The 20,671-nt window shown below is 69.3% G+C and carries 18 protein-coding genes and 1 tRNA gene; 18 read left to right on the top strand and 1 reads right to left on the bottom strand.

Translation table 11 applies throughout. The annotated features are described in order from the left end of the window. The 6 genes from VM681_05245 to VM681_05220 form a co-directional block, all read left to right on the top strand. On the top strand, positions 1 to 2,948 hold a 2,948-nt coding region (locus tag VM681_05245; protein ID HVL87398.1), incomplete at its 5' end, for a transglutaminase domain-containing protein. Then, positions 2,923 to 3,942, top strand: a complete 1,020-nt coding sequence (locus VM681_05240; GenBank protein HVL87397.1) for a hypothetical protein — start codon at positions 2,923 to 2,925, stop codon at positions 3,940 to 3,942. The genes VM681_05245 and VM681_05240, both read left to right, overlap by 26 nt. Beyond that, positions 3,935 to 5,125: an AAA family ATPase gene (locus VM681_05235; protein ID HVL87396.1), complete on the top strand. Its 1,191-nt coding sequence runs from the start codon at positions 3,935 to 3,937 to the stop codon at positions 5,123 to 5,125. Before VM681_05240 ends, VM681_05235 begins: the two co-directional genes overlap by 8 nt. Before the next feature lie 6 nt (positions 5,126 to 5,131). Continuing rightward, a complete protein-coding gene (locus tag VM681_05230) occupies positions 5,132 to 6,457 on the top strand; it encodes a DUF58 domain-containing protein (protein HVL87395.1) in 1,326 nt (441 codons plus the stop codon). Next, a complete protein-coding gene (locus tag VM681_05225) occupies positions 6,457 to 7,221 on the top strand; it encodes a hypothetical protein (GenBank protein ID HVL87394.1) in 765 nt (254 codons plus the stop codon). The genes VM681_05230 and VM681_05225 overlap by 1 nt, the downstream gene beginning before the upstream one ends. A 179-nt stretch (positions 7,222 to 7,400) precedes the next feature. Then, a complete protein-coding gene (locus VM681_05220; GenBank protein HVL87393.1) occupies positions 7,401 to 8,444 on the top strand; it encodes a hypothetical protein in 1,044 nt (347 codons plus the stop codon). On the opposite strand, the gene VM681_05215 is transcribed toward VM681_05220, so the two are convergent. After that, on the bottom strand, positions 8,441 to 8,854 hold the full coding sequence (locus tag VM681_05215) for a hypothetical protein (protein HVL87392.1): 414 nt from the start codon (positions 8,852 to 8,854) through the stop codon (positions 8,441 to 8,443). The two genes, VM681_05220 and VM681_05215, sit on opposite strands and share 4 nt — an antisense overlap. Positions 8,855 to 8,986: 132 nt before the next feature. Here VM681_05215 and VM681_05210 point away from each other — a divergent pair, with 132 nt between their 5' ends. From VM681_05210 to VM681_05155, 12 genes are all read left to right on the top strand, one after another. Next, positions 8,987 to 10,024, top strand: a complete 1,038-nt coding sequence (locus VM681_05210; GenBank protein ID HVL87391.1) for a choice-of-anchor V domain-containing protein — start codon at positions 8,987 to 8,989, stop codon at positions 10,022 to 10,024. Between the two features lie 6 nt (positions 10,025 to 10,030). After that, entirely contained in the window at positions 10,031 to 10,318 is a 288-nt protein-coding gene (locus tag VM681_05205) for a hypothetical protein (protein HVL87390.1), read from the top strand. Positions 10,319 to 10,325: 7 nt separating this feature from the next. Then, positions 10,326 to 11,201 carry a twin-arginine translocation signal domain-containing protein gene (locus tag VM681_05200; GenBank protein HVL87389.1) on the top strand — a complete coding sequence of 292 codons (876 nt, stop codon included), beginning with the start codon at positions 10,326 to 10,328 and terminating at the stop codon, positions 11,199 to 11,201. Then, the gene (locus VM681_05195) at positions 11,191 to 12,033 is read left to right on the top strand and encodes a cytochrome b N-terminal domain-containing protein (protein HVL87388.1); all 843 of its coding nucleotides are present in this window, start codon (positions 11,191 to 11,193) and stop codon (positions 12,031 to 12,033) included. The genes VM681_05200 and VM681_05195 overlap by 11 nt, the downstream gene beginning before the upstream one ends. A gap of 1 nt (position 12,034) precedes the next feature. Beyond that, on the top strand, positions 12,035 to 13,774 hold the full coding sequence (locus VM681_05190) for a LamG-like jellyroll fold domain-containing protein (protein HVL87387.1): 1,740 nt from the start codon (positions 12,035 to 12,037) through the stop codon (positions 13,772 to 13,774). 22 nt (positions 13,775 to 13,796) lie between these two features. After that, the gene (locus VM681_05185) at positions 13,797 to 14,417 is read left to right on the top strand and encodes a hypothetical protein (protein ID HVL87386.1); all 621 of its coding nucleotides are present in this window, start codon (positions 13,797 to 13,799) and stop codon (positions 14,415 to 14,417) included. A 61-nt stretch (positions 14,418 to 14,478) separates the two neighbouring features. Continuing rightward, a tRNA-Ser gene (locus VM681_05180) sits at positions 14,479 to 14,560 on the top strand. Between the two features lie 114 nt (positions 14,561 to 14,674). Further along, positions 14,675 to 16,090, top strand: coding sequence for a sialidase family protein (locus VM681_05175; protein ID HVL87385.1), 1,416 nt, complete (start codon positions 14,675 to 14,677; stop codon positions 16,088 to 16,090). Between the two features lie 102 nt (positions 16,091 to 16,192). After that, positions 16,193 to 17,536: an RNase J family beta-CASP ribonuclease gene (locus VM681_05170; GenBank protein ID HVL87384.1), complete on the top strand. Its 1,344-nt coding sequence runs from the start codon at positions 16,193 to 16,195 to the stop codon at positions 17,534 to 17,536. Positions 17,537 to 17,538: 2 nt separating this feature from the next. Next, the gene (locus VM681_05165; protein ID HVL87383.1) at positions 17,539 to 18,519 is read left to right on the top strand and encodes a polyprenyl synthetase family protein; all 981 of its coding nucleotides are present in this window, start codon (positions 17,539 to 17,541) and stop codon (positions 18,517 to 18,519) included. A 4-nt stretch (positions 18,520 to 18,523) separates the two neighbouring features. Continuing rightward, positions 18,524 to 20,242, top strand: a complete 1,719-nt coding sequence (locus VM681_05160) for a glutamate--tRNA ligase (GenBank protein ID HVL87382.1) — start codon at positions 18,524 to 18,526, stop codon at positions 20,240 to 20,242. Between the two features lie 113 nt (positions 20,243 to 20,355). Further along, complete coding sequence (locus VM681_05155) at positions 20,356 to 20,667, top strand: hypothetical protein (GenBank protein ID HVL87381.1); 312 nt, start codon at positions 20,356 to 20,358, stop codon at positions 20,665 to 20,667. Positions 20,668 to 20,671: the final 4 nt, after the last annotated feature.

Below are 20,671 nucleotides of genomic sequence, written 5' to 3'. Positions count from 1 at the left end.
ATCCCAACCTCGGCGGGCTGCGCGGGCAAGGTCGCGGAAACTACGTCTCGCGCCCTTCGGACCCCGCCGCCGACTGGACGCCCGATCGCGACTCGGAAGCCGGCGACGTCGTGTGCGATTTCGTCTTCAACCCGGCGCTTGGCTGCATGAAGCGCCTCGTCGCGCTCGACGCCGTGAAGCCCGACTACCGCCTGCACGTGAAGGACCCGGCGCTGCGGCCCGTCCCGACGGGCTTCTCCGGAAGCGCCTCCATGCTGCGCTTCGAAGGCCAGTTCCCCATCCGTCTGGCGCCCGGCAAGCCCACCCCCATCTTCTCGGTCTCCCCCGAGGCGCAGATCGGCTCCTACGAGACCTTGCCGCGCGTGTCGCTCACCTTCTGGAAGGACGGCGCCGACGCCTACTACGTGAAGGGCAACTACGAGGGCACCGTCGAGCTCACCGTCGTCATGTGGGCGCCTCGCGCGTACTTCGACGGCACGCTCCCGCCGGGCGCAACCGTGGCGGACGTGCCCGCCTCGCTTGCGCCCTCCCTGCCGCCGCAACTGGCAGCTCCGGCCTCGCGCGTGGCCGCGCACGTGGGTCTTGCGGGCGAGCGGAGCGTCGCCACGATCGTGGACCGGCTCGAAGCGTACTTCTCCGCGTTTGGCGAGGGGCCGATCCCCACCGCCGCGCAAGAACCCGACCCGTACCTTGCGATCGCGCTTTCGCAGAACGGGTGCTGCCGACACCGCGCGTTCGCCTTTGTCGTCACGGCGCAGTACCTTGGCGTGCCCACCCGCTTTGTCGCCAACGAGGCGCACGCCTTCGTCGAAGTGTACGCCCCCACGGTGGGCTGGGTCCAGGTGAACCTCGGAGGCTGCGGCACGTACCGCACGAACAACCCCCTCCAGAACCGGCCGCTGTTCAACGAGCGGAACGTCTCGGACCCGAGGATTCCCGACGGTCGCGAGCCGCCCCCGGACGACCTGCCCCCTCCGCCGCCCCGGCGCGAGCGGATCACGATCCCGACCTTCACCGACATCACGCAGGCGCCCGAATCCGTTCGCAAGGGGGAGCCCTTCACGGTCGAGGGCTTCGTCGTGGTCGAGGCCACGGGAGCGCCGGTGGCAGGCGCCGTCGTCGACCTCTTCCTCAACCGGACGAAGGAAACGCCCGGCGACAAGATCGGGCAAGGAACGACCGACGCCCGAGGTCTCTACGCCATCACGACCTCCGTCCAATCGCTGCCCGCGCGCAGCTACCAGCTCGTGGCCGGCGCAAGGCCGCGAACGATCAACGAGACGCACCAATACGGCGAGTCGTGGAGCGACCCCCCCCTCTCCGTCGTGGCAGAGACGCGCCTTGAGCTTTCGATTCCCGCCGTCGACGGCGTGGGCGTCTCCGTTTCCCTCGCCGGGCGCCTGTTGGACGAGTTCGGCGATCCGGTGACCGAGGCGGAGGTCCTCCTCCGCGCGACCGGCGGCGCACCTCCGCTGCGCGCCTTCACGGACGCCGCCGGACGGTTCGAAGCCCGACACGCGTTCTCCAGCGCCGGCACGTACCACGTGATCGTCGAGTTTCCCGGCGACGACTTCTACTTCGCCTCGAACGCGAGCACGACGCTTCGTATCGTGAACGCCGCGCTCGATGTGGGGGAGACGGTGGAGGCCGTGCGCGGCGAGCCGGTGGAGATCCGAGGTACCGTGCGCGTCGGCGACGGCCCGCCTTCGTCTCCGAGGGCCGTGCGAGTCGTGCACGGCTTTGAGACCGCCGACGCCGCGGGCCGTACCACGACGGTCACGACGCAGCCGGCGGGCAACTTCAGCTCCCGCCAGGTCGTCGGCGCCAACGCGACGCTTGGCAACGCCAGCGTCACGGTTCTCCTGCTCGAGCCCCTTCTCGAGAAATCGGTCACGGTGACGATCCGTGCGCGCACGAACGTCACCCTCGACGCCCCCTCGGAGGTGCGGGAGGACGCCGAGGCCCTCGTGCGCGTGGTCGTTCGCGACGATCGCGGACGGCCGCTTGGCAACGCAAGCGTGACGCTCGATGTCCTCTCCGGCGGCGCCGTCGTGCGCACGTTTCCCCTCATCACAGGCGACGACGGCGCCTCGAACGTTTCCGTCAACGTCTCGGGTCTCGTCGGAACGCTTTCTCTCTCCGCCCGCTCGCGACCCGACGGATTCTACCTGCCCTCGGAGTCCTCCGGGCGCCTCGTCGTCCATGGAATCCCGGCGCCACCTGACGAGACCCTCTCGGCGGCCGTCGCCGTCGGCGTCCCGCTTGCCGCGCTTGGCGCCGCGCTTGCCGTGCGAGGTCGCCGCGCGCGCGGATCCGTGCTCTTCCAGGCCCACGCGCCGGGCCGGTCGCTCTCCATCGAGCTTCCCGATCTCGAGGCCGACGTACCGCCGGTCTGGGAGCCACGCGTTCCGCTGCGGATCGGCGTCCGGGTCCGCGGACCCGACGGCGCGCCGCTTCCGGGCGAGCGCGTTCTGCTCGTCGTCGCCGACCGGCGCCTCACGCTCACCACCGAGGCCGACGGCCGCGCGACGATCGAGCACGTCTTCGCCGACGAGGGTGAGCACCCGATCGCCGCGCGCGTGGGCGAAGGCCGCGCCGGGGTCGTGCGCGCGGTCGCCCCGCTGCGCGTGAGCGAGTACCGAAAGGAGGCCGGTCGGTCGTGGGAGGCGCTTCGCGCCGAGCTTGCGGACGCCGGTCTTGCGATCGCACCCGACGCCACGCCGCGCGACATCCAGCGGCGGCTTGCGGATCTCCAGGCCGACGACGAGTCTCTCGAGTCGGCCGTGACGTCGTTCGAAATCGCCAACTACAGCCAGCGTCCGTTCGGCCGCTCGCAATGGGTGGCCTTCGAGCGGGCCCGGGCGCGCGCGCTTGCGCATGCGCGCGGCAAGCTTGCGCCGCCGCCGGATCCCGCGACGGGAGGTGAGAAGGACGCCGCCTCCGCCTGAGACGCAAGGTTTTCCCCCGCAGGCCGCTCCGCCCGCGCCGGTCGTCACGTGGGAATCCAGTCCGGGGCCCGCGCGCCCCAATCGGGCTGCGTTCTTTGCCACGGCCCTCCTCTGCGGAGGCGCCTTCCTCGTCGCCCTCTTTGGCCTTGCCGAGTTCTCCCGCGCGGCGCCCGGCGTCCTTCCGCGCGATCCGTCCGTGCCCCTTGCGCTTGCGCTCCTGTTGGCCGGCGCCCTGGCGTGGGCTCGCCAGGAGACCGGGCGCGCCGTTGCCGGCGGCACGGTCGCGCTCGGGGTCGCCGCAGCGGCGTTGCTTGGCGCCGGCGCGGCGCTCCTGTACCGGGCCCTTGGCGACGTCCTGCCGTTTCCCGAGGAGGCGGGCGTCGTGCTGGCCGCGGCCTCCGGCGCGGCAGCGCTCCTGGTCGTCCTGCGGGCCGCCGCCCGCAACCGTCGGGACGGACTCGCCGCCTTCCTTTCTGGAAGCGCCAGCCGTTTCGTGTACCTCATCGTGGTCGTCGCGAGCTACCTTGCGCTTCGCCCTCGCCTGGCCGGCACCGTCGAGCACATGGATCTCTGGGAGTACGGCGTCGGGCTTGCGATCGCAAGCTTCCTTCTGGCGCGCTACCGGGCGTTTGCAGGCTCGAAGGCACCCGAGAAACCGTGGGCAAGCGTCGCCGTCCGCCACGTCGGCCAATCCCGGCCGATCCCCGACCGTCGGTGGCTTGACGTGGACGCGACCGTGGGCGCCTTCGTCGAGCGCGGCGAGGCGCGCGAGCGCTACCGGGACCTCGTGCTTGCCGCCCTTTCCGCCGGGCGGGCGCCGGCGTCGGCGTCCATGCGCGTCCGCGAGCGGATCGAGTCCTACGAGGACCTTCCGCCTCCGCGCTTCCTCCGCACGCGGCGCCGCCTGCGCGCGCTCGCCTCGCGCAACCGCGCCCGGCGCCTTACGCTCCACCGCGAGATCCTCTCGACGGTCGGAGGTGGCGTGGATGGGTGACGAGGGCAAACGACAATGCGATGCGATCGTGGAAAGCGTGGGAGCCGCCTTCGTGGGCAATCGGCTCCTTCTGCGAAAGCTCCTGGCAGGGGCCTTGGCCAACGGGCACGTCCTGTTCGAAGACTATCCGGGCCTTGGCAAGACGCTTCTCGTGAAGGCGTTTGCCGCCTCCATCGGATGCCAGTCCACGCGCGTGCAGTTTACGCCCGACATCCTGCCCGCCGACATCGTGGGCACGAAGGTTTGGGATCACAAGACCGGCGAGTTTCGGCTGAGCAAGGGCCCGGTCTTCACAAACGTGCTCCTGGCCGACGAAATCAACCGCTCGCCGCCCAAGACGCAGGCCGCGCTGCTCGAGGCCATGGAGGAGCGGCAGGTGACGATCGAAGGCGAGACCCTCGTGCTCGCCTCGCCGTTCTTCGTGCTCGCCACGCAGAACCCCATCGAGCAGGAGGGCACGTATCCTCTGCCCGAGGCCCAAATGGACCGTTTCCTTCTTCGCATGTCGACGGGCTACCCTCGCGACCTCCAGGCCGAGACCGAGGTGCTTCGGCGTCGCATCGCCTGGCGCAAGGACGACCCCACGCGGGACCTCGTTCCCGCCTGCACGGCCGACGAGTTCCGCGCGATGCAGCAGGAGGTCGAGCGCGTCTTCATCCACGACGACCTTCTTCGCTACATCGGCACGATTGTCCGCAACCTGCGCGACCACGCCAAGGTGGAGGTGGGCCCGAGTCCCCGGGGTGCCCTGGCGCTGCTCCGCGTTTCGCGCTCCATGGCCTACCTGCACGGACGCGACTTCGTCACGCCCGACGACGTGAAACTCTTTGTCGTGGACGCCCTCGCGCACCGTACGATCCTCGACATGGAGCAGACGCTTGAGGGCGTAAAGCCGGAGGAAATTGTGACCGAGGTGGTTGCCCAGGTTCCCGTCCCCACGCGCTTCCGCCCGGGCGAGACCGCCGCGCCCGCGTCCACCGAGTCGGTCGCCTGGGAGCCGGATCCCGCCCTCCCGGGGGCCCCGCGCGCCGTGCCGCAAGCACCCGCTTCACCGCCGGGCACCGCGGTCGCGCGACCGCCCTCGCCCTTGAAGCCCACGCTGCAGCGCGTCGTGCCGCCTGCGCCGCCGCCCGTTCCGTCGGAGGCCGCCAAGAAGCCTCGGAAAGGATTCTGGGGACGGTAGGCCCGAATGCTCACGAAGTCCGGGCATGCGCTCTTGGCAACGAGCCTGGCGCTCCTTGCCGCCGGCCTCACCTTCGGCAACTACGCGTATCTGCTCGTGGGAAGCTTCCCTTTGTTCATCGTGCTGGCGGCCATCGGCCTCGACGAGCCGCGCGACGTGCGCGTGGAACGTAACGTGTCCCGCACGAACGTGCGCGCCGGCGACCGGGTGACGGTCGAAGTCCGTGTCGCCTGCGCGGGCGGTCGCGGCCTTCTCGAAGTGCACGTCCCCTTGCCCGAGCCCTTCGAGCTTGTCGAGGGCAGCAACCTTCACCTCCTGCGCAAGGACGCAGGGCCGCTCGAGGCGAGCTTCGCGTTCACGTTCCGTGCGACCAAGCGCGGCACGTGGTCGCTTCCCGCCACGCGCCTGGAGGCCGTGCACGCGCTGGGGCTGCGCGACCCGGTCGCCTGGGTGCAGGGCGACGACGCCGTGCTCGAGGTGAAGCCTCGACTGGCGGGGCTTCGGCGCACGCGGGCGGCGCCCGGCTTTGCGCGCCGCATCTTCCCGGAGAACGACGAGGCTCGCATCGGCGTGCAGACCACGGACTTCCGCGAGATCCGCGACTACGCGTTCGGCGATCCGCCGAGCGCCATCAATTGGAAGGCGACCGCGCGGCGGCAGGCGGGCGCGGCGCCGCTGCCCGGCGGCGGCGCCATGCCCGCGCTCCCGCTCGTGAACGAGTACGAGCGCGAGGGCAAGAAGACGGTCTTCCTGTTCGTCGACGCCGCCGCCTACATGGAGGTGGGCACAAGCGTGGAGAACGCCTTCGAGCGGGGACTCGAGGCGGCCGGCAGCGTCGCGCGCTTCTACCTCGACCGCGGCTACCGCCTGGGCGCCTACGTGTACAACGCGCAGGACCAGCTCCTCCACCCGGACACGGGGCGGCGTCAGTTCCTGCGGCTGGGCCAGGTGCTGCTTCGCCTGGCGCCCTCGCCGCCGCGGCAGGGCTTGCGGGCGGCCGTCGAGCGCTGTCGCGGCTACCTCGTGAACGGGCGTCCTCTCGTTGTCGTGGTCACGCGCGCGACGGAGGATACCGACGGGCTTGCGGACGGATTGCGTCGCCTGCGCGCGATCACCGGGAGGCGCCGCCGCTTGCTGCCGGTGGTCGTCGTCACGCCGTCGCCCTACGCCCTCCTGCCCGCGCGCGAGGAATACGGCGAGGACGTCGTGACGCTTCTCTCCCGGTTGGACCGGCCGGCGCTCTCGCGCGTCCGACGGTTGGGCGCCGCGGTCGTCGAATGGGACCCGCGTCGGCACGGTTTCGAGAGCGCGTTCTTGCGGGGGGCCCGGTGATGGAGCCCGGCGAGCGCGCGCTCCGGTTCGGCGGGGCGATCGCCCTGTGGATCGTGCTGAGCGTCCTCCTCGCATGGAGCCCCGTCGTCGCGTCGGTGCCCGACGTGCCGACGGTCGTGCTGGCCGAGATCCCGGGCGCTGGCTTCTTCCTCGCGGCGTTGTTCGACGCAAGCCCGCTCGGCTTCTGGGAGACGACCGCCTCGCTTCTCGTGCTTGCCCAATGCCTTGCAACCGCTTGGACGCGGAACTTTGGCGTCGCCGGATGGCTTGGCGCGTGCGCGCCGGTCCTGCTCTTGCATGCGTACGGCTGGTCGAACCTCGACTGGTCGCGCGCGCTGCACGCGGACTTGGCGCTTGCCCACGGCGGCTTTCCCGCGCCCGAGATCGTGCTCGTCGGCGCTCTTCCCGTCGCCCTTGCGCTTGCGGTCTCGCTTGCCATCCTTCCGCGGCAGGCGGTCGCGCACTATCGCGCCAAGGGCGTGCCGGCCGAGGAGGTCGCCGCCATCCGGGGCGTGCTGCGGCCGGCCGCCGGCGTGCTGGCAGCCGCGCTCTCCGGCACGGCCTTCCTGGCCTTGGCGCTGCCGATCGCCACGGGGGCGCTCGCGCAAGGATCGAGGCTCACGACGGGGGTCCTCCTCGTGCCCGTGGTCGCTGCGGGAGGCCTGCTCGCCCTGCTTCTGCTCTCCGGCCGCCGACCGGCGCGGGCGGAGGCGGGCGCTTCGCAGGCAAACGCCGCGAAGCCGCCGGCCGTCGTCTGGGAATGAAGCCCTCGGGAGGCAATGGGTCGTCATCGGAAGCCGGAACGCGGCTCCTTGGGTGACCCTCTTCTCGTCATAGGGCCGAGCCTCCAAGGGTCGCCCCCTGCTTCACGGTTTCCACCGCGGGCGCGCTTGTCCCACAAACGTCCTTGGGAGGAACCGCGCGAGCCTTGGCGAGGAGGATCATGGCCAGCACTTCCCCGTTCGACCGGCGGACGAGCGGAGCCCCGCGCTTTGAGGACGTCGCCGCGGCGTTGGGCCTGCCGGCCGAGCGGGTGCGACGGGCCTTCGACGAGGTCGGCGGAACGCCCGAGGAGTATTACCATTTCGTGATCGACGGGGACGCCGAGGAACGGATCGACGAGCTGGCTCGCGCGCTTGGGATCCGGCGCGTCGAGCTTTCCGTCGCGCTTGTCGAGAGCGCGACCATGCCCTCGCCTGCCGCTCCCGTCGTTCCGGCCAAGCCGGAAACGCCGCCAACGCTCGAGACGGCCTCGAACGTCTCCGCGCGCCCGAGCGAGCCCATCCTCCGCGCGGCCGAAGCCGGAAAGGAGGTCGTTCGGGACGCGGCCGAGACCGTGGAGCGGCTCCTCGACGCGGCCGCCCGCACGCTGTCGGCCTCGCGCGACCTCACGCGCGCGATCGATCGCGTCGCCGCCCGCGCGCGCCCTCTCGTGCGGGAGGCTTCGCAGGCGGCACGCGACGCGGCTGCGGCAGGCGAGGACGCCGCGCGCGCAACGAGATCCTCGGTCGCCGAGGCGGGCGCCTCGGTCGGAGCGTTGGCGAAGGAAGCTTCCGTGGCGGCCGAGGAGGCAAGCGTGCGCGCGCAGGCGACGGCCGAAACGCTGGAGGGTACGGTCGACCGGACCGTGGACTCCACCATGACGGTCGCGCTGCGGGCCGTTGGCGACACGCTTCCGTCCTATCTCAACGCGACGGTCGCGACGCTTGTCGGCACGGGCATCGTGCTCCTTGCGCTGGGCCTCTTTGCGCTCCTTGCCCCGGACACGTTCCTCGCCGTCCTTCCCTACCTCCTTGGCGTGCTGTTCCTCGGCCTTGCCGTCCTCCTCCTGTACTTGGCGGCCCGAATCTGGGGGGCCACGGAAGACCTGCGCTTGGTCGCCTCCATGGCGCGCCGGCTCCGCCGGCGGTACGCCGCGGACCGGCCGGTGGCGCCCACGTTGCCTCAACGCGGGGCTGCGACCCGCGCGCCTCCCGGCACGGTCTAGCGCCACCAGAGACGAGCCTGCGCCGCCAGCGCAAGAAGCGTCCCGACGCCGGCCAGCGTGGCGCTTACGCCAAGCTCCGGGGGCAGCGGGCCGCGCGGCGCCACCGCCCACGCCAAGGCCAGACGCGCCAGGAATTCCAATAGGCCGGCCCCCGAACCAAGCCCGATCAGCACGGCGGGAACCGCGCGCGGCGTCCGCCCCGCCAAGAATCCGCCCGCCAGGACCGAGACCCCGCCCAATGCAGCCACGACGCCAAGGGCATGCCGCGCCGCGCCGGCAAACTCGCCCATCGACGGGTGCAGCGAGGCGGCATCGAGGACCCCGCCAAGCCCCCCGAGGCTTCCCGAGACCCCCGAGAGAAGGAGCAGGGCGCCCGAGGCGTAGGCCAGCCCGCGCGCGGGCGGAAGCATGCGTCCGACCATGCATTTTCATCGCAAAACGTTCATCGAAACGAGCGCGTCGCGACGGCCTTTGCGCGCTCGTTCCGCTCTATAGAGAACTCTTAAATAAGGCCACCCGCATGCGCGGTCGACGTGGCCGTCATGGTCGGTTCGCGCTTCAAAATCGCGTTCTCGCTGGTCCTTTTTGGGGGCTTGCTCCTTGGCGTTTTCGCCGACGTTCAAAGCCGATCCTCCGGCGTTCACGAAGGCAACCTGGATCCCGGCACCGCCTCGCTTATGGCCGGCGGCTGCTCGTGCCACAACCCCTCTCCCAGCCCCGAGGTGGCGGCCGTCCTCGAGGGAGTTCCCCCCTTCTACGTACCCGTCGGGCCAGGTGGCGCCTACGAGCAGCGCCGCTACGAGATCACGATCCGCATGCAGGGGGGTCCCGAACCCCGCGAGGGCGCCAACACGGGCGGCTTCCACCTCCACGTGACCGGCGGAACGCTGCTTCCGCCGGGGGATTCCGCGCAGGCATCCTTCGTCCAAGTCGTCGAAGGCGGGCACGAGGCCACGCACACCGCGCGCGGCGACCGCGAAGCCGACCGGGTCTTCCGGCTCCAATGGGAAAGTCCGGCGCAGCCGGGACCCGACGTCCAGTTCACGCTCACCGTGAACACGGTGAACGGCATCAACGGCAACGATCCCGACGACCTTTGGAACCGCTTGAGCTTCCTCTCCATGGGCGCGCAACGCTTGGGAGCCGTCGAGGCGCACGATCCGATCCACGCCTTCACGCAGCTTGGCGTCAACTTCTTCGCCTACTGGGTCGGCGTCGTGAGCTTCATCGTGCTCTTCGTCGTGCTTGCGATCACCTTCTTCGTGCTGCGGTACGGAGAGAGCGCGCACTGGGCCGCGTGGAAGGACCGGGCCGCCAAGGACAAGGCTCCCGCTCGCAAGGAAGCCTCCCGCGACTGGACGAGCTGGACCGTCGGCGCGATGGTCCTCGCGTTTGCCGGCTACGCGGCCTGGCAGCTGTGGGGCCGGGACGTCGTGGCGGCCGGCAGCCTGGAAGGCTTCACGTTCCTGCTGTTCGTGGGAGTCGCCACGCTCGCAGGAACGATGATCCTTGGCGTCTACTACGCCGTTACGCGCATCCGACCCTCCGCCTCGGAGACCGAGCGCGAGCGCGAGGGATGACGACCCATGGCCAAGGAAGCCGGCGAGATCGTCCGCTACGAACCCGCTCCCGAGCCGCTCTCGGTGGCCGCGGCCATCGTCGTCCTGGCGGCGCTCGACGCGATCTTCGTGCTCCTCTTCCTGTGGGGAAGCTTCGTGGCCAAGTGGAACACGCCGGTGGATCAGCAGGTGCTGGCGTTCTGGCTTGCCAACGTGTTTGCCATCACGGCTGTCATCCTTGTTCTGTACCGGCGGTTCTTCCTGCCGGACCTCTTGATCGTGAAGAAGCGGCGAAAGAAGTTCGAGGACTTCTAGAGGAACCATGGTCGACATCGACGAGATCCCGGAACCGGAGCAGGGCGTCAGCCGCCGCTCCTTCGTGAAGGGAAGCCTCCTTGCGGCCGCCGGCGTGGCCGCGGCAGGCAGCGTGGGCGCGCTCGTCAACTCCTCGTTCATCACGCGCGACGCGCCCGTGCGGCGGCTCCATTACATCGGCAACACGCTTGTCTCGGGTCCGGCCCCGCAGGGGCTGCCCCTCATCCCCCTCAAGGTCGAGGACGGCGTCGTCCTTGGCGATCCCGACTTTGGCTCCGACGATCCGGAATGGAGCGCTCGCATCGGCAGCGTACTCGACTGGTACAAGTTCTGCGGGCACGAGGATACGCCGGGCCTCTCCTCCACCTTCCGCTCGGACAACCACCTGAAGTACTTCCTGCTGCCCGAAAAGATCGCCTCCACGCAGTCGGCCGGGATCGAGCTTTGGTACCGCGACCGCATCGGCGAGGACATTCGGGTGGACGACTTCCGCGACGTCGGCTACGGCGCGGGGTTCCGCTGGCGAAGCGAGGGCCAGACGGGCAAGAACATCATCACCGGCATCGTCATGCGCATGCGCCGGCGTGCCCTTGCGTACACGCCGGGCCCCTGGCCGCTTGGACCCGAGCATTTCGAGCGCGCCGCCGAGGGAATGTACGTCGACCTTGGCGACGGCACGGTCCTCATGGCCTGCATCAGCTTCTGCAAGCATTTCTGCTGCGTTCCCGGCTGGCAGGAGTCGCCGCTTGCGCGCACGCAAGGCTTCTGGAGCAAGGTGTTCTGCACCTGCCACTTCAGCGTGTACGATCCCGTTCTCGTCAAGGGCGACTACTTCATCGGCGAGAGCGCCGCGCCTGGAGGAGGGGACGCCGGTGGCCACTGAATCCCCCCAAGCGGGAAACGTGACGGTCGACGCTCCCCGCATCGGCCGCAAGCGGCCCGTTCGGCGCGTGACGCCGAGTCAGAAGATGATGCTCGCCGCGTTCGCTTGGCTCGACGAACGCTTCCGGCTGCGCGACTACACGGACGTGATGAAGGACTTCTACTACGAGATGAACCTCGCGCTCCCGCGCAGCCACACGGAGAAGTACAAGCTGCGCAGCATCTGGTACTGGTACCCGCTCTACAGCCTCGGATCCGTCTCGCTGCTCGCCTTCCTCGTCGCCGTCGTGTCCGGCGTGCTGCTGGCCCTCTACTACGTGCCAAGCCAAGCCCCCGCGCCCGGCTGGGACGATCCGAACGTTTCCGTCGCGTGGGCAAGCGTGATCTACATCATGACCGAGGTTCCCTTCGGCTACATGCTGCGCTCCATCCACTTCTGGAGCGCCATGATCATGGTGGCGGCGGTGTTCCTCCACATGATGCGCGTGTACTTCACGCAGGCCTACAAGAAGCCGCGCGAGCTCAACTGGCTCGTCGGTCTGGGCCTGTTTGGCGTCACCATCTTGCTCGGGTACACGGGATACCTGCTGCCGTGGAGCCAGCTCTCGCTGTGGGCGGGAACGATCGGGCTTGAGATGAGCGCCGCCTCGCCGATCATCGGAAAGTACTTGCAAGCGATCCTGTTCGGGGGCACGGCCTTCAATCCGGCGCTCAACGTCCCGCTCACCCGCATGTACGTGCTGCACATCTTCCTTCTCCCCGCGGCCGCCTTTGGCCTCATCGTCGTGCACCTCGTGATCGTCTGGCTGCAGGGAATCGCGGAGCCCCACTAGCATGGCAAGCGCGCGCGTTTCGATGGGGGAACTCACCGAGGAGTACCTCAAGGAGGCCCGCAGGATCGAAGGCGAGCGCCGCGCCAAGAAGCGTCTCCGCACGGTGGAGGCCCAGCCGTTCTGGCCGCACGAGGCCATGCGCGACACGGCCCTCATCCTGTTCTTCGTCGCGGGCACGCTGTACATCTCCGCGGCCATGCCCTACTTCCTCGAAGCCCCCGCCAACCCGGCCGGCCAGCCCGAGGTCATCCTGCCCGACTGGTACTTGCTTTGGTCCTACGGGCTTCTCAAGCCCGGCGTGGCCAATCCCATCGGCGAGGCGACGCCCTGGGAGGTGCCCGGCCTCTCCGAGGTCCACGGCTTCGTCAATCCGGGCACGACGGTGGTGCTCGACGCGAAGACGATCGGCCTCATCCTGAACGGCATCCTGGTCGTGCCGCTCGTCCTGCTTCCCTTCATCGACCGCGGCAACCCACGCCGCCCCCAGGAGGCGCCCCTCCAGGCGGGCCTTGGCGTCGCCCTCATCGTCTTCCTGTTCATGGTGAGCGTGTTCTCCGTGAACAACGTCGTCTACAACGAGTACCCCGTATGGGGCGCGCCGCTGTACGACCTCACGCCGCGTCCCGCGCACGGGGCCTATCTGCCCGACGACCCGGCGCTCTCGGGCATGCGGGAGATCACCGTGTCCGCCACCGTCTCCGTGGAGGAGCTTGGCAACACGAAGTGGATCCTCTCCAAAGCGGATGCGCTGGAGGCTGGCGCCGCGTCATACTACATACGCGTCCTGTCGTCCAACGCGATCGAGTTTGGCCTTGGGCTCGACGAGACGCGCAACGGGCGCGTGGTCTCCACGCTCCACACGATCGCCGCCGGCAACCTGCGCGATTCGGGCGTGCACACGTTCGCCTTCACGTACAACGGGACGACGTTCACGGGCTGGTTCGACGGCGAACCCCTGGAACGCCTCGAGGTCGCCGGGTCCGTGACGCGCACTGGCGCGCCGCTGCTTCTGGGCAACGGACCGGCGGCGGCCGGCCAGGTGAAGGCCTACTTCGCCGGCACGATCGACGACGTCCGCGTCGTCGACCGCGCGCTTGCGACCTCCGAGATGGAGAACCTTACGTCGCTGGGCGTCCTTTCGGGCGACGTCGTGCGCTGGGGCTTCGACGGCAACGACCTCCGCCCCCCGACGATGGGCGTTCCCGGCGCCGCCTTCAGCGAGCCCTCGCGCGTGGTTCGCGACGGCGACGGTGCGCTCCACTTCGCTGGCGTCCGAAGCACCCTTGCGGGCATTCCGGCCATTCTCTTCTGGACGCTTCCGCTTCCCCTCGTGTTCGCGGTCCTGCGCTGGCGCGTGCTCGGTTACACGGCCCTTCGCGCGGCGGCCATCGGCGCGGTCCTCTTCCTTCTGCTCATCGGGCTTCTCATGTACAACATCGGCGACTGGACGCCGTTCCTGCCGTTCTACCTGTTCCACGGGTGCCAGCAGCCCATCTGGACGTTCCCGTTGTGCATCGGCGCCGCGCCGCTTGTCACCGCCAACCCCGCCTTCGATCCCATCAACGGCCTGCTCCTGGCCATGCAACGGCTGGACAACACGCTCTTGGCGTGGATGACGTGGTGGCTGACGATCGCGTCCTTTGAGATCACGTTCTTTGCGTTGGCCTACTGGAAGCTGTGGAGCGAGCGCCGCGAGACGTACGAATTCTTCCTCAACCGGACCTACTACAGGGTCCGGTGAGGGGGTCCGGTGAAGGAGGACCATGCTCACGCGAACGGCCTTCGGACTTGCCGCCGCCGGCTTCGTCCTGTCGCTTGCAAGCGGCGCGCTCGGGGCGCTGCTGATCCTGGCCGCCCTCGTGGCGCTTGGCCTTGGGCGCCGGGAGCACGGCGAGGACCACGAGCTTCTGGTCATGGGAGCCGTGCCCATCGTCTTGCTCGGATTCCTCGTTTTCTCCTTCCCCGAGCCCTTGGCGTCCATGCTCGTCGGTCTCACGGCCCCGTTCACGTCCGCCTCCGCCAAGGCCCCCGCGATCGCCTGGTGGTCGCTCCTCCTGACGGGACTTGGATTCCTTGCCCTGTGCGTCGGCTGGGCCGTCGCCCTTTGGGATCGCGCCGGTCCGGCCGGACGCGCGCTCGCCGTCGCCGCGGCGGTCTTGGCGCTCCTCCTGCCCGCCGTGCTCCATCTCAACGCGGCCGTCGCCGGTCCCGCGTCCGGCTTCAACGAGGGTCTGGCGGAAGGCCGTCACAATTTCTCGATCCCGTGGCCCGTCCTCACGCTCGCAAGCGTCGCGGGCGGCAAGATCGTGCTTGCCCTTGCGCTGGCCGCAACCGCCCTGCGGGCGTACGGGGTGCGGCGCGACTTGGGCGCCCACTTGGCGTGAGCGCCCGCGCCGCGCAAGCGAAACCATTTTGAAGGCGCGCCCCGTCGTCGCCTGTGCCCCTGCCCAGGTCGCCTAGCGGTATGGCGCAAGCCTGGAAAGCTTGTGTCTGAAAGGACTCGGGAGTTCGAATCTCCCCCTGGGCGCTCGACGTCCGTCTTGGCCCAGGTCGCGGACGGCAAGCGAAGCTTGCCGGACGTGTCGTGGAATCGAAGAACACGACGCGAACGGTTAAGGCAGGCGCGTCTCGTTCGGCCGGCATGCGCGCAACCGCGGGGATCGTTCTTGTTCTCTTGGCCGGATGCGTGGGGCCGATCGAACATCCGGCGGGCGACGATTCGACTTCTCACGAACCGCCCGAGCTTCTCTCGGTTCTCGCGCCCCGCCCCGTGTCGGCAGGAGACTTGCGTGAGCGCGAGGGCGCTTCGGCGATTTCCCCGAAGGATCCCAACGTCATCGCCGTCGCCTTCAACGAGCGGACGCGCATGCCCGTGACGCAAACGGGCACGGCCACCGAACCGATCCTTCCGGGGCTTCTGCGAAACGTGGTCGCCCTCTCGCGGGACGGCGGCGAGACCTGGACGCGGATCGTCCTTCCCACGGCCGACAACGCACCGCCGGGCTCGAGGTGGGCCATGGCGTGCTGGACCTTCGATCCCACGGCCGTGATCGACCGGGACGGGCGGGTGCACGCCACCTCGATGTTCATCGGTTGCGGAGGCCCGGGGTACGGGACGACAAACGGCCTTCTCCATGCGATCGTGGACGAGCGGGGCCCCGGCGAGCCAAACGTCATGGCGCTGGGCGCCGGCGGGATCGCGGGAACGTTCCACGATCGCCAATGGACGGCCTACGATCCGCAAAACCACCGGCTGGGCGCCGCTTGGACCGCCTACACGGGCGCCGCGCAGCGCCTCTCGCTCGTCGCCGTGTTCTCCGAGGACGGCGGCCGCACGTGGACGTTGCCGGAGGATCTCGACGCAGGCCTGCTGGCCGCCGGTGCGGCCAACTACCTCGTTCACGCGATGTGGGACTCGTCCGGGGACTTCGTGGTGTCGGCGTACGGCTGCGACGCTACCCCGCCTGGCGCGCGACCGTTCGTGTCGGGCCGCTGCCTTTGGCAGTTCTCCGGACAGCCTGGCGGACCCTGGCGACGGTCGGAGTTCCGCTACGAAGATTGCCCAGGTGCGCCGGCGGGCGGGGGATTCGGCTATGCAAACGGAGCCGCGGCGAGCTCGACGCGATACGTGGGCGCGGCCGTCCACGACCGAGGCCGGCCCGTCGGCGTGTGCGTGGCGGCAAGCGACGACGGCGGTGCAACGTGGCCGCGCGCGACGTATCTTGCCTCCGCGGCGCAGCCGAGCCTGTCTGCCGCGCCGGACGGGGGCGTGGCCGTCTTCCACCTCGCGCTTTCGGGCGACGTGGCGACACCCACGCTCGTGTGGCTGGAACCCGCCGCGCTTTCGGTGCGTGCCGAACGCGCGTTGGGGCCGGCGTACGACGCGGACACGGACGACGACGGCTGGCTGGAGCACGGAGACTACGAAGGGTCTTCCGTGCACGGCGACGCGTTCTTCTGGATGCTCACGAAGCCCAACCAGGAAGGTCGCAGCAGCGGGGATTCGTCGAACGATCTGGACATTTGGGGCTACCGCGGCGCCTTCGCGCGGACGTGACGCAGCGGAGCCGCAAACCCCGCGCGACGTCGGGCCGAGCGAGCCAACCTTTTTATATCCGCCTCCTTCTTGCCCCGCGAACCCGTAGGAGTTTTTCGTTTCATGGAATTGGAGATCTTCGCCGTTGGCGGCTACAACGAGGTCGGCCGCAACATGACGTGCGTACGCTACGGCCGCGAGGCCGTCATTTTCGACATGGGCATCCACCTCGACCGCCTGCAGATCCACGAGGACGCGGTGTTCGAAGAGCTCTCGCCCGACGACCTCATCAAGATGCACGCGATCCCCGACGACGACGTGCTCAAGCACAAGGGCCTTCAGGTGAAGGCCATCGTCCTCGGGCACGGCCACCTCGACCACATCGGGGCCGTCGTGAAGCTCGCGAGCAAGTACAAGGCGCCCATCTTCGGCTCGCCCTACACCTGCGCCATCCTCGAGCAGGGCCTCGAGGACAAGCGCCACGGAGCCCGCATCCCCAACAAGGTGATCCCGCTTCGGCCGGGCCAGGAGCGGAACCTCTCGAAGGATCTCACGATCGAGCTTGTGCACGTGACGCACTCGATCGCGCAGGCGTGCCTTGGCGTGCTTCACACCCCCAAGGGCGCAGTCGTCTACGCGCTCGATTACAAGTTCGACAACACGCCGGTCATCGGCAACAAGCCAGACTACGACCGCATCCGGTCGCTGGGCGACGAGGGCGTGAAGGCGCTCATCGTCGAGAGCATCCGGGCCGACGAGGAGACGAAGACCCCCAGCGAGGCCATCGCGCGCGACATGCTCAAGGACTACCTCTTTGGCCTTGGCAACGACCGGCACGGCCTGATCGTCAGCACGTTCTCGAGCCACACCGCGCGCATCAAGAGCATCGTCGAGTTCGGCCAGCAGATGGGCCGGCGCGTCATGCTCGTGGGGCGCAGCGTGGAGAAGTACACGGCGATCGCCCAGGAGCACGGTCTGCTCAAGCTGCCCAAGGGCGTGGAGCTCGTGGGGGGCGGGCGCGAGGCCGAAAACGCCATGAAGCACGTGACCAAGGAGGGCAAGGAGGAGTTCCTCGTCGTGGCGACCGGCCACCAGGGCGAGCCCGGCTCGCTACTGTCCAAGATCGCCGATGGCAAGACGGCCTACCGCGTCGAGAAGAACGACCACGTCATCTTCAGCGCGGACGTCATCCCCAATCCGACCAATCGCGCCAACCGTTACGTGCTCGAGACCAAGCTCAAGGGCCAAGGCGCGCGCCTCATCAAGGGCGCGCACGTGTCCGGCCACGCCTCGCGCGAGGACCACCGCGAGCTTCTGGCCATGCTTGAGCCCGAGAACATCTTCCCCGCCCACGGCAACCTCGACATGCAATCGAACTTCGCCGAGCTCGCCGAGAACCACGGCTGGAAGCTCAACGACAGCGTCTTCCTCTCCCGCAACGGCGCCTCGCGCGTGCTCAAGGTGTGACCATGGATCCGTTGGCCCGCTCTGCGCAGTACGCAAAGCTCGTCGAGGAACGCCTGGGCAAGGTCCTTTCGGACGTCGAGCCGGCCTCGCTTGGCGAGGCGGTGCGGCACTACCCCCTGGCCGGCGGCAAGCGGTTTCGGCCCGCGCTTGCGATGGCCGCCTGCGAGGCCGTCGGCGGGACCGCCGACGCCGCGCTTCCTCTGGCCTGCGCGGTCGAGATGGTCCACAACTTCAGCCTCGTCCACGACGACATCATGGACCGGGACCCGGTCCGCCGGGGGCTTCCGGCCGTGCACGTCAAGTTCGGCGAGCCGGCGGCCATTCTGGCAGGCGACACTCTCTTTGCGGTCGCCTTCGAGGAGATCGCGCGGCTGCGGTGCCCGCCGGCCGTCCGCGTGGACATCCTCGCCGACTTCGCCCGCGCCACGCGCGTGCTCTGCGAGGGCCAGCAGATGGACATGGAGTTCGCCGGGCGGGAGGTGGGCCGCGAGGAGTACCTCGAGATGATCTACCGCAAGACGGCCGCGCTGTACGAGACGGCCGCGCGCAACGGTGCCCTGTGCGGGGGCGGATCCCACGCCGCCGTGGAGGCCCTCTCCGCGTACGGGCGCGCCTTTGGCATGGCCTTCCAGGTGCGCGACGACCTCTTGGGCGTGGTTTCGACCGAGAAGAAGACGGGCAAGCCCAAGGAATCGGACATCCGCAACGGCAAACGCACGCTCATCCTGCTCACGGCACTCCAGAACGCCGACGACGAGCAGCGCGCCCTCCTGGAGTCCACCGTCGGCAACGCCAACGCGACGCCTGCCCGCGTCGCGCGCGTGCACGAGATCTTCCTCGAGACGGGAGCCGTCGACGACGCGGTCAAGCTCACCGAGCGCTATCACCAAGAGGCCGTGGAGGCCCTGGAACCTCTGCCCGCCAACCCCGCGCGCGAGTTCCTCGTCCGGCTCGCCGAGCACGCGGGGCGCCGCGAGGCGTAGGGACATGGCCGAGCCCGCCTCTTCGTTCCCGCCGGTCGTCCGGGAGGCCGCGCGGCGTTTTGCATTGCAGAACGCGGCGGCCCACGGCCAGCCCGACCCGGGTGCCGTCATGGGCAAGATCATGGCCGAGTTTCCCGAGCTTCGGCCCCGCGCAAAGGAGGTTTCCGCCCTCGTGCGCGAGGTCGTCGCCGGGCTTGCGCCGCTCTCGCAGGCCGACGCGCGGGCGACGCTTGAGAAGGAGGCTCCCGAGCTTCTTGTCCGGGAGCGCAAGGAGCGCGACCTCTCGCTGCCCGATCTGCTCGGCGCACAGGAGGGCAAGGTGGTCATGCGCCTGGCTCCCTATCCCTCGGGGCCGCTCCACGTGGGCAACGCACGCATGGCCGTGCTGAACGACGAGTACGTGAAGCGGTACAAGGGCCGTCTGCTCCTCGTCTACGACGACACGATCGGAAGCGAGGAGAAGCTACCCGTGCTCGAAGCCTACGACCTCATCCGGCAGGGGCTCGAATGGCTGGGCGTCCGCATCGACGGCGTGGCCTACAAGAGCGAGCGCATGGAGATCTTCTACACGTGGGCCGTGCGCCTGCTCAAGACGCATGGGGCGTACGTGTGCGAGTGCGGCGCGGCCGAGCTTCGCGAGAACCGCGAGCGCGGACTCGAATGCGCGCACCGCGGCCGCACCGTCGAGGAGAACCTCGACCTCTTCGCGAAGATGCTCGCGGGCGGTTTCCGCGAGGGCGAGGCGATCGTTCGCCTGCGGACCGACATGCGGGCGCCCGATCCCGCGTTTCGCGACCGCGTGCTCCTTCGCATCAGCGAGCGGCCGCATCCGCGCGCGGGCACGCGCTACCGCGTGTGGCCCATGCTGGAGTTCTCGTGGGCCGTGGACGATCACCTTCTCGGGATCACCCACGTGCTGCGGGGCAAGGACCTCGTGATCGAGGATCGCATGGAGGCGGCCATTTGGCAGAAGCTTGGCGTCTCCGGCCCGGCGTTTGGCCACTTCGGGATGCTCCGCGTTGCCGACGCGAAGATCAGCAAGAGCAAGAGCATGGCCGAGGTCCGAAGCGGCCAGTACACGGGCTGGGACGATCCGCGCACCTGGAGCCTCCAGTCGCTGTCCTCCCGCGGGATCGAGCCGGAGGCCGTGCGTCGCTTCGTGCTCTCGTTTGGGCTCTCGATGCAGGACATCGAGGTCCCGGCCGAAAACCTCTACGCGGAGAACCGCCGGCTTCTCGAGGCGCGCGCCAATCGCTACTTCTTCGTGGCCGATCCCATGTCGATCGCCATCGACGGAACGCCGTCGTCGGGCCTTCAGGCAAGCGCACCCCTGCACCCGGACCATCCGGAGCGGGGCGTGCGGCATCACATCCTCCCGGCGCCCGTGAAGGTGTACGTGCCGCGGGCCGACTTCCTGGCGTTGCGGCCGGGCGACAGGGTGCGCCTCAAGGATCTGGGGAACGTCGAGTGCACGAAGACCGGCTACCAATACGTCGGGAACGACCTTTCGGTGCTCAAGGAAGGGGTCCGCATCGTCCACTGGTGCCCCCCGTACGCGATTCCCGGCGTGGTCGTCTATCCCGACGGCGCTCGCGCCGAGGGCATGGTGGAGCGCTTGGCCGCCACCGAGGCCGGCAAGGTCGTGCAGTTCGAGCGCATGGGCTTTGCCCGCATCCGGCGCAGCGACGGCAAGCAACTCGAGGCCTACTTCGCCCACCGGTAGGAATTCATACCTCGGCGCCCATGCGCCGTCGGTCGATTCCGTTGGCCCAGCCGTCGCTTGCCCGGACACCCGCCGAACCAACGCCCGCCCCCGTCCCGACGAAGGTCGGAATCTTGGCGGAGGACGCGAACCGGCGCATCCTCGTCGTGAACGACGAGTTCTGCCGCCTGTTTGGGATTCCCGTGCATCCGGACCGCCTCTACGGCTACGATTGCCGCCGCGCGGCGGAGGAGGCCAAGGACCTCTTCGAGGACCCGGCGGGCTTCCTGCGGGGCATCGAGCGGGCCCTTGAGGCCAAGCAGATCGTGCGTGGCGAGCGGCTGCGCCTGCGCGACGGGCGCATGCTTGAGCGCGATTACCTTCCCATGCCCTTTGGCGCCGGCATCCACAACCTGTGGCAGTACCGCGAGATCCGCGATCCCTGACGCT

Source organism: Candidatus Thermoplasmatota archaeon (assembly GCA_035541015.1).
Taxonomy (GTDB): domain Archaea; phylum Thermoplasmatota; class SW-10-69-26; order JACQPN01; family JAIVGT01; genus DATLFM01.
Note: the sequence above shows the minus strand (reverse complement) of the source record. Positions and strands in the feature narration are given on the sequence as shown.

Excerpts from the sequence above, each read along its gene's own strand:
- VM681_05235 (HVL87396.1), top strand. The coding sequence starts at position 3,935 with ATGGGTGACGAGGGCAAACGACAATGCGATGCGATCGTGGAAAGCGTG.
- VM681_05230 (HVL87395.1), top strand. The coding sequence starts at position 5,132 with ATGCTCACGAAGTCCGGGCATGCGCTCTTGGCAACGAGCCTGGCGCTC.
- VM681_05225 (HVL87394.1), top strand. The coding sequence starts at position 6,457 with ATGGAGCCCGGCGAGCGCGCGCTCCGGTTCGGCGGGGCGATCGCCCTG.
- VM681_05220 (HVL87393.1), top strand. The coding sequence starts at position 7,401 with ATGGCCAGCACTTCCCCGTTCGACCGGCGGACGAGCGGAGCCCCGCGC.
- VM681_05215 (HVL87392.1), bottom strand. The coding sequence starts at position 8,854 with ATGCTTCCGCCCGCGCGCGGGCTGGCCTACGCCTCGGGCGCCCTGCTC.
- VM681_05210 (HVL87391.1), top strand. The coding sequence starts at position 8,987 with ATGGTCGGTTCGCGCTTCAAAATCGCGTTCTCGCTGGTCCTTTTTGGG.
- VM681_05205 (HVL87390.1), top strand. The coding sequence starts at position 10,031 with ATGGCCAAGGAAGCCGGCGAGATCGTCCGCTACGAACCCGCTCCCGAG.
- VM681_05200 (HVL87389.1), top strand. The coding sequence starts at position 10,326 with ATGGTCGACATCGACGAGATCCCGGAACCGGAGCAGGGCGTCAGCCGC.
- VM681_05190 (HVL87387.1), top strand. The coding sequence starts at position 12,035 with ATGGCAAGCGCGCGCGTTTCGATGGGGGAACTCACCGAGGAGTACCTC.
- VM681_05185 (HVL87386.1), top strand. The coding sequence starts at position 13,797 with ATGCTCACGCGAACGGCCTTCGGACTTGCCGCCGCCGGCTTCGTCCTG.
- VM681_05175 (HVL87385.1), top strand. The coding sequence starts at position 14,675 with ATGCGCGCAACCGCGGGGATCGTTCTTGTTCTCTTGGCCGGATGCGTG.
- VM681_05170 (HVL87384.1), top strand. The coding sequence starts at position 16,193 with ATGGAATTGGAGATCTTCGCCGTTGGCGGCTACAACGAGGTCGGCCGC.
- VM681_05165 (HVL87383.1), top strand. The coding sequence starts at position 17,539 with ATGGATCCGTTGGCCCGCTCTGCGCAGTACGCAAAGCTCGTCGAGGAA.
- VM681_05160 (HVL87382.1), top strand. The coding sequence starts at position 18,524 with ATGGCCGAGCCCGCCTCTTCGTTCCCGCCGGTCGTCCGGGAGGCCGCG.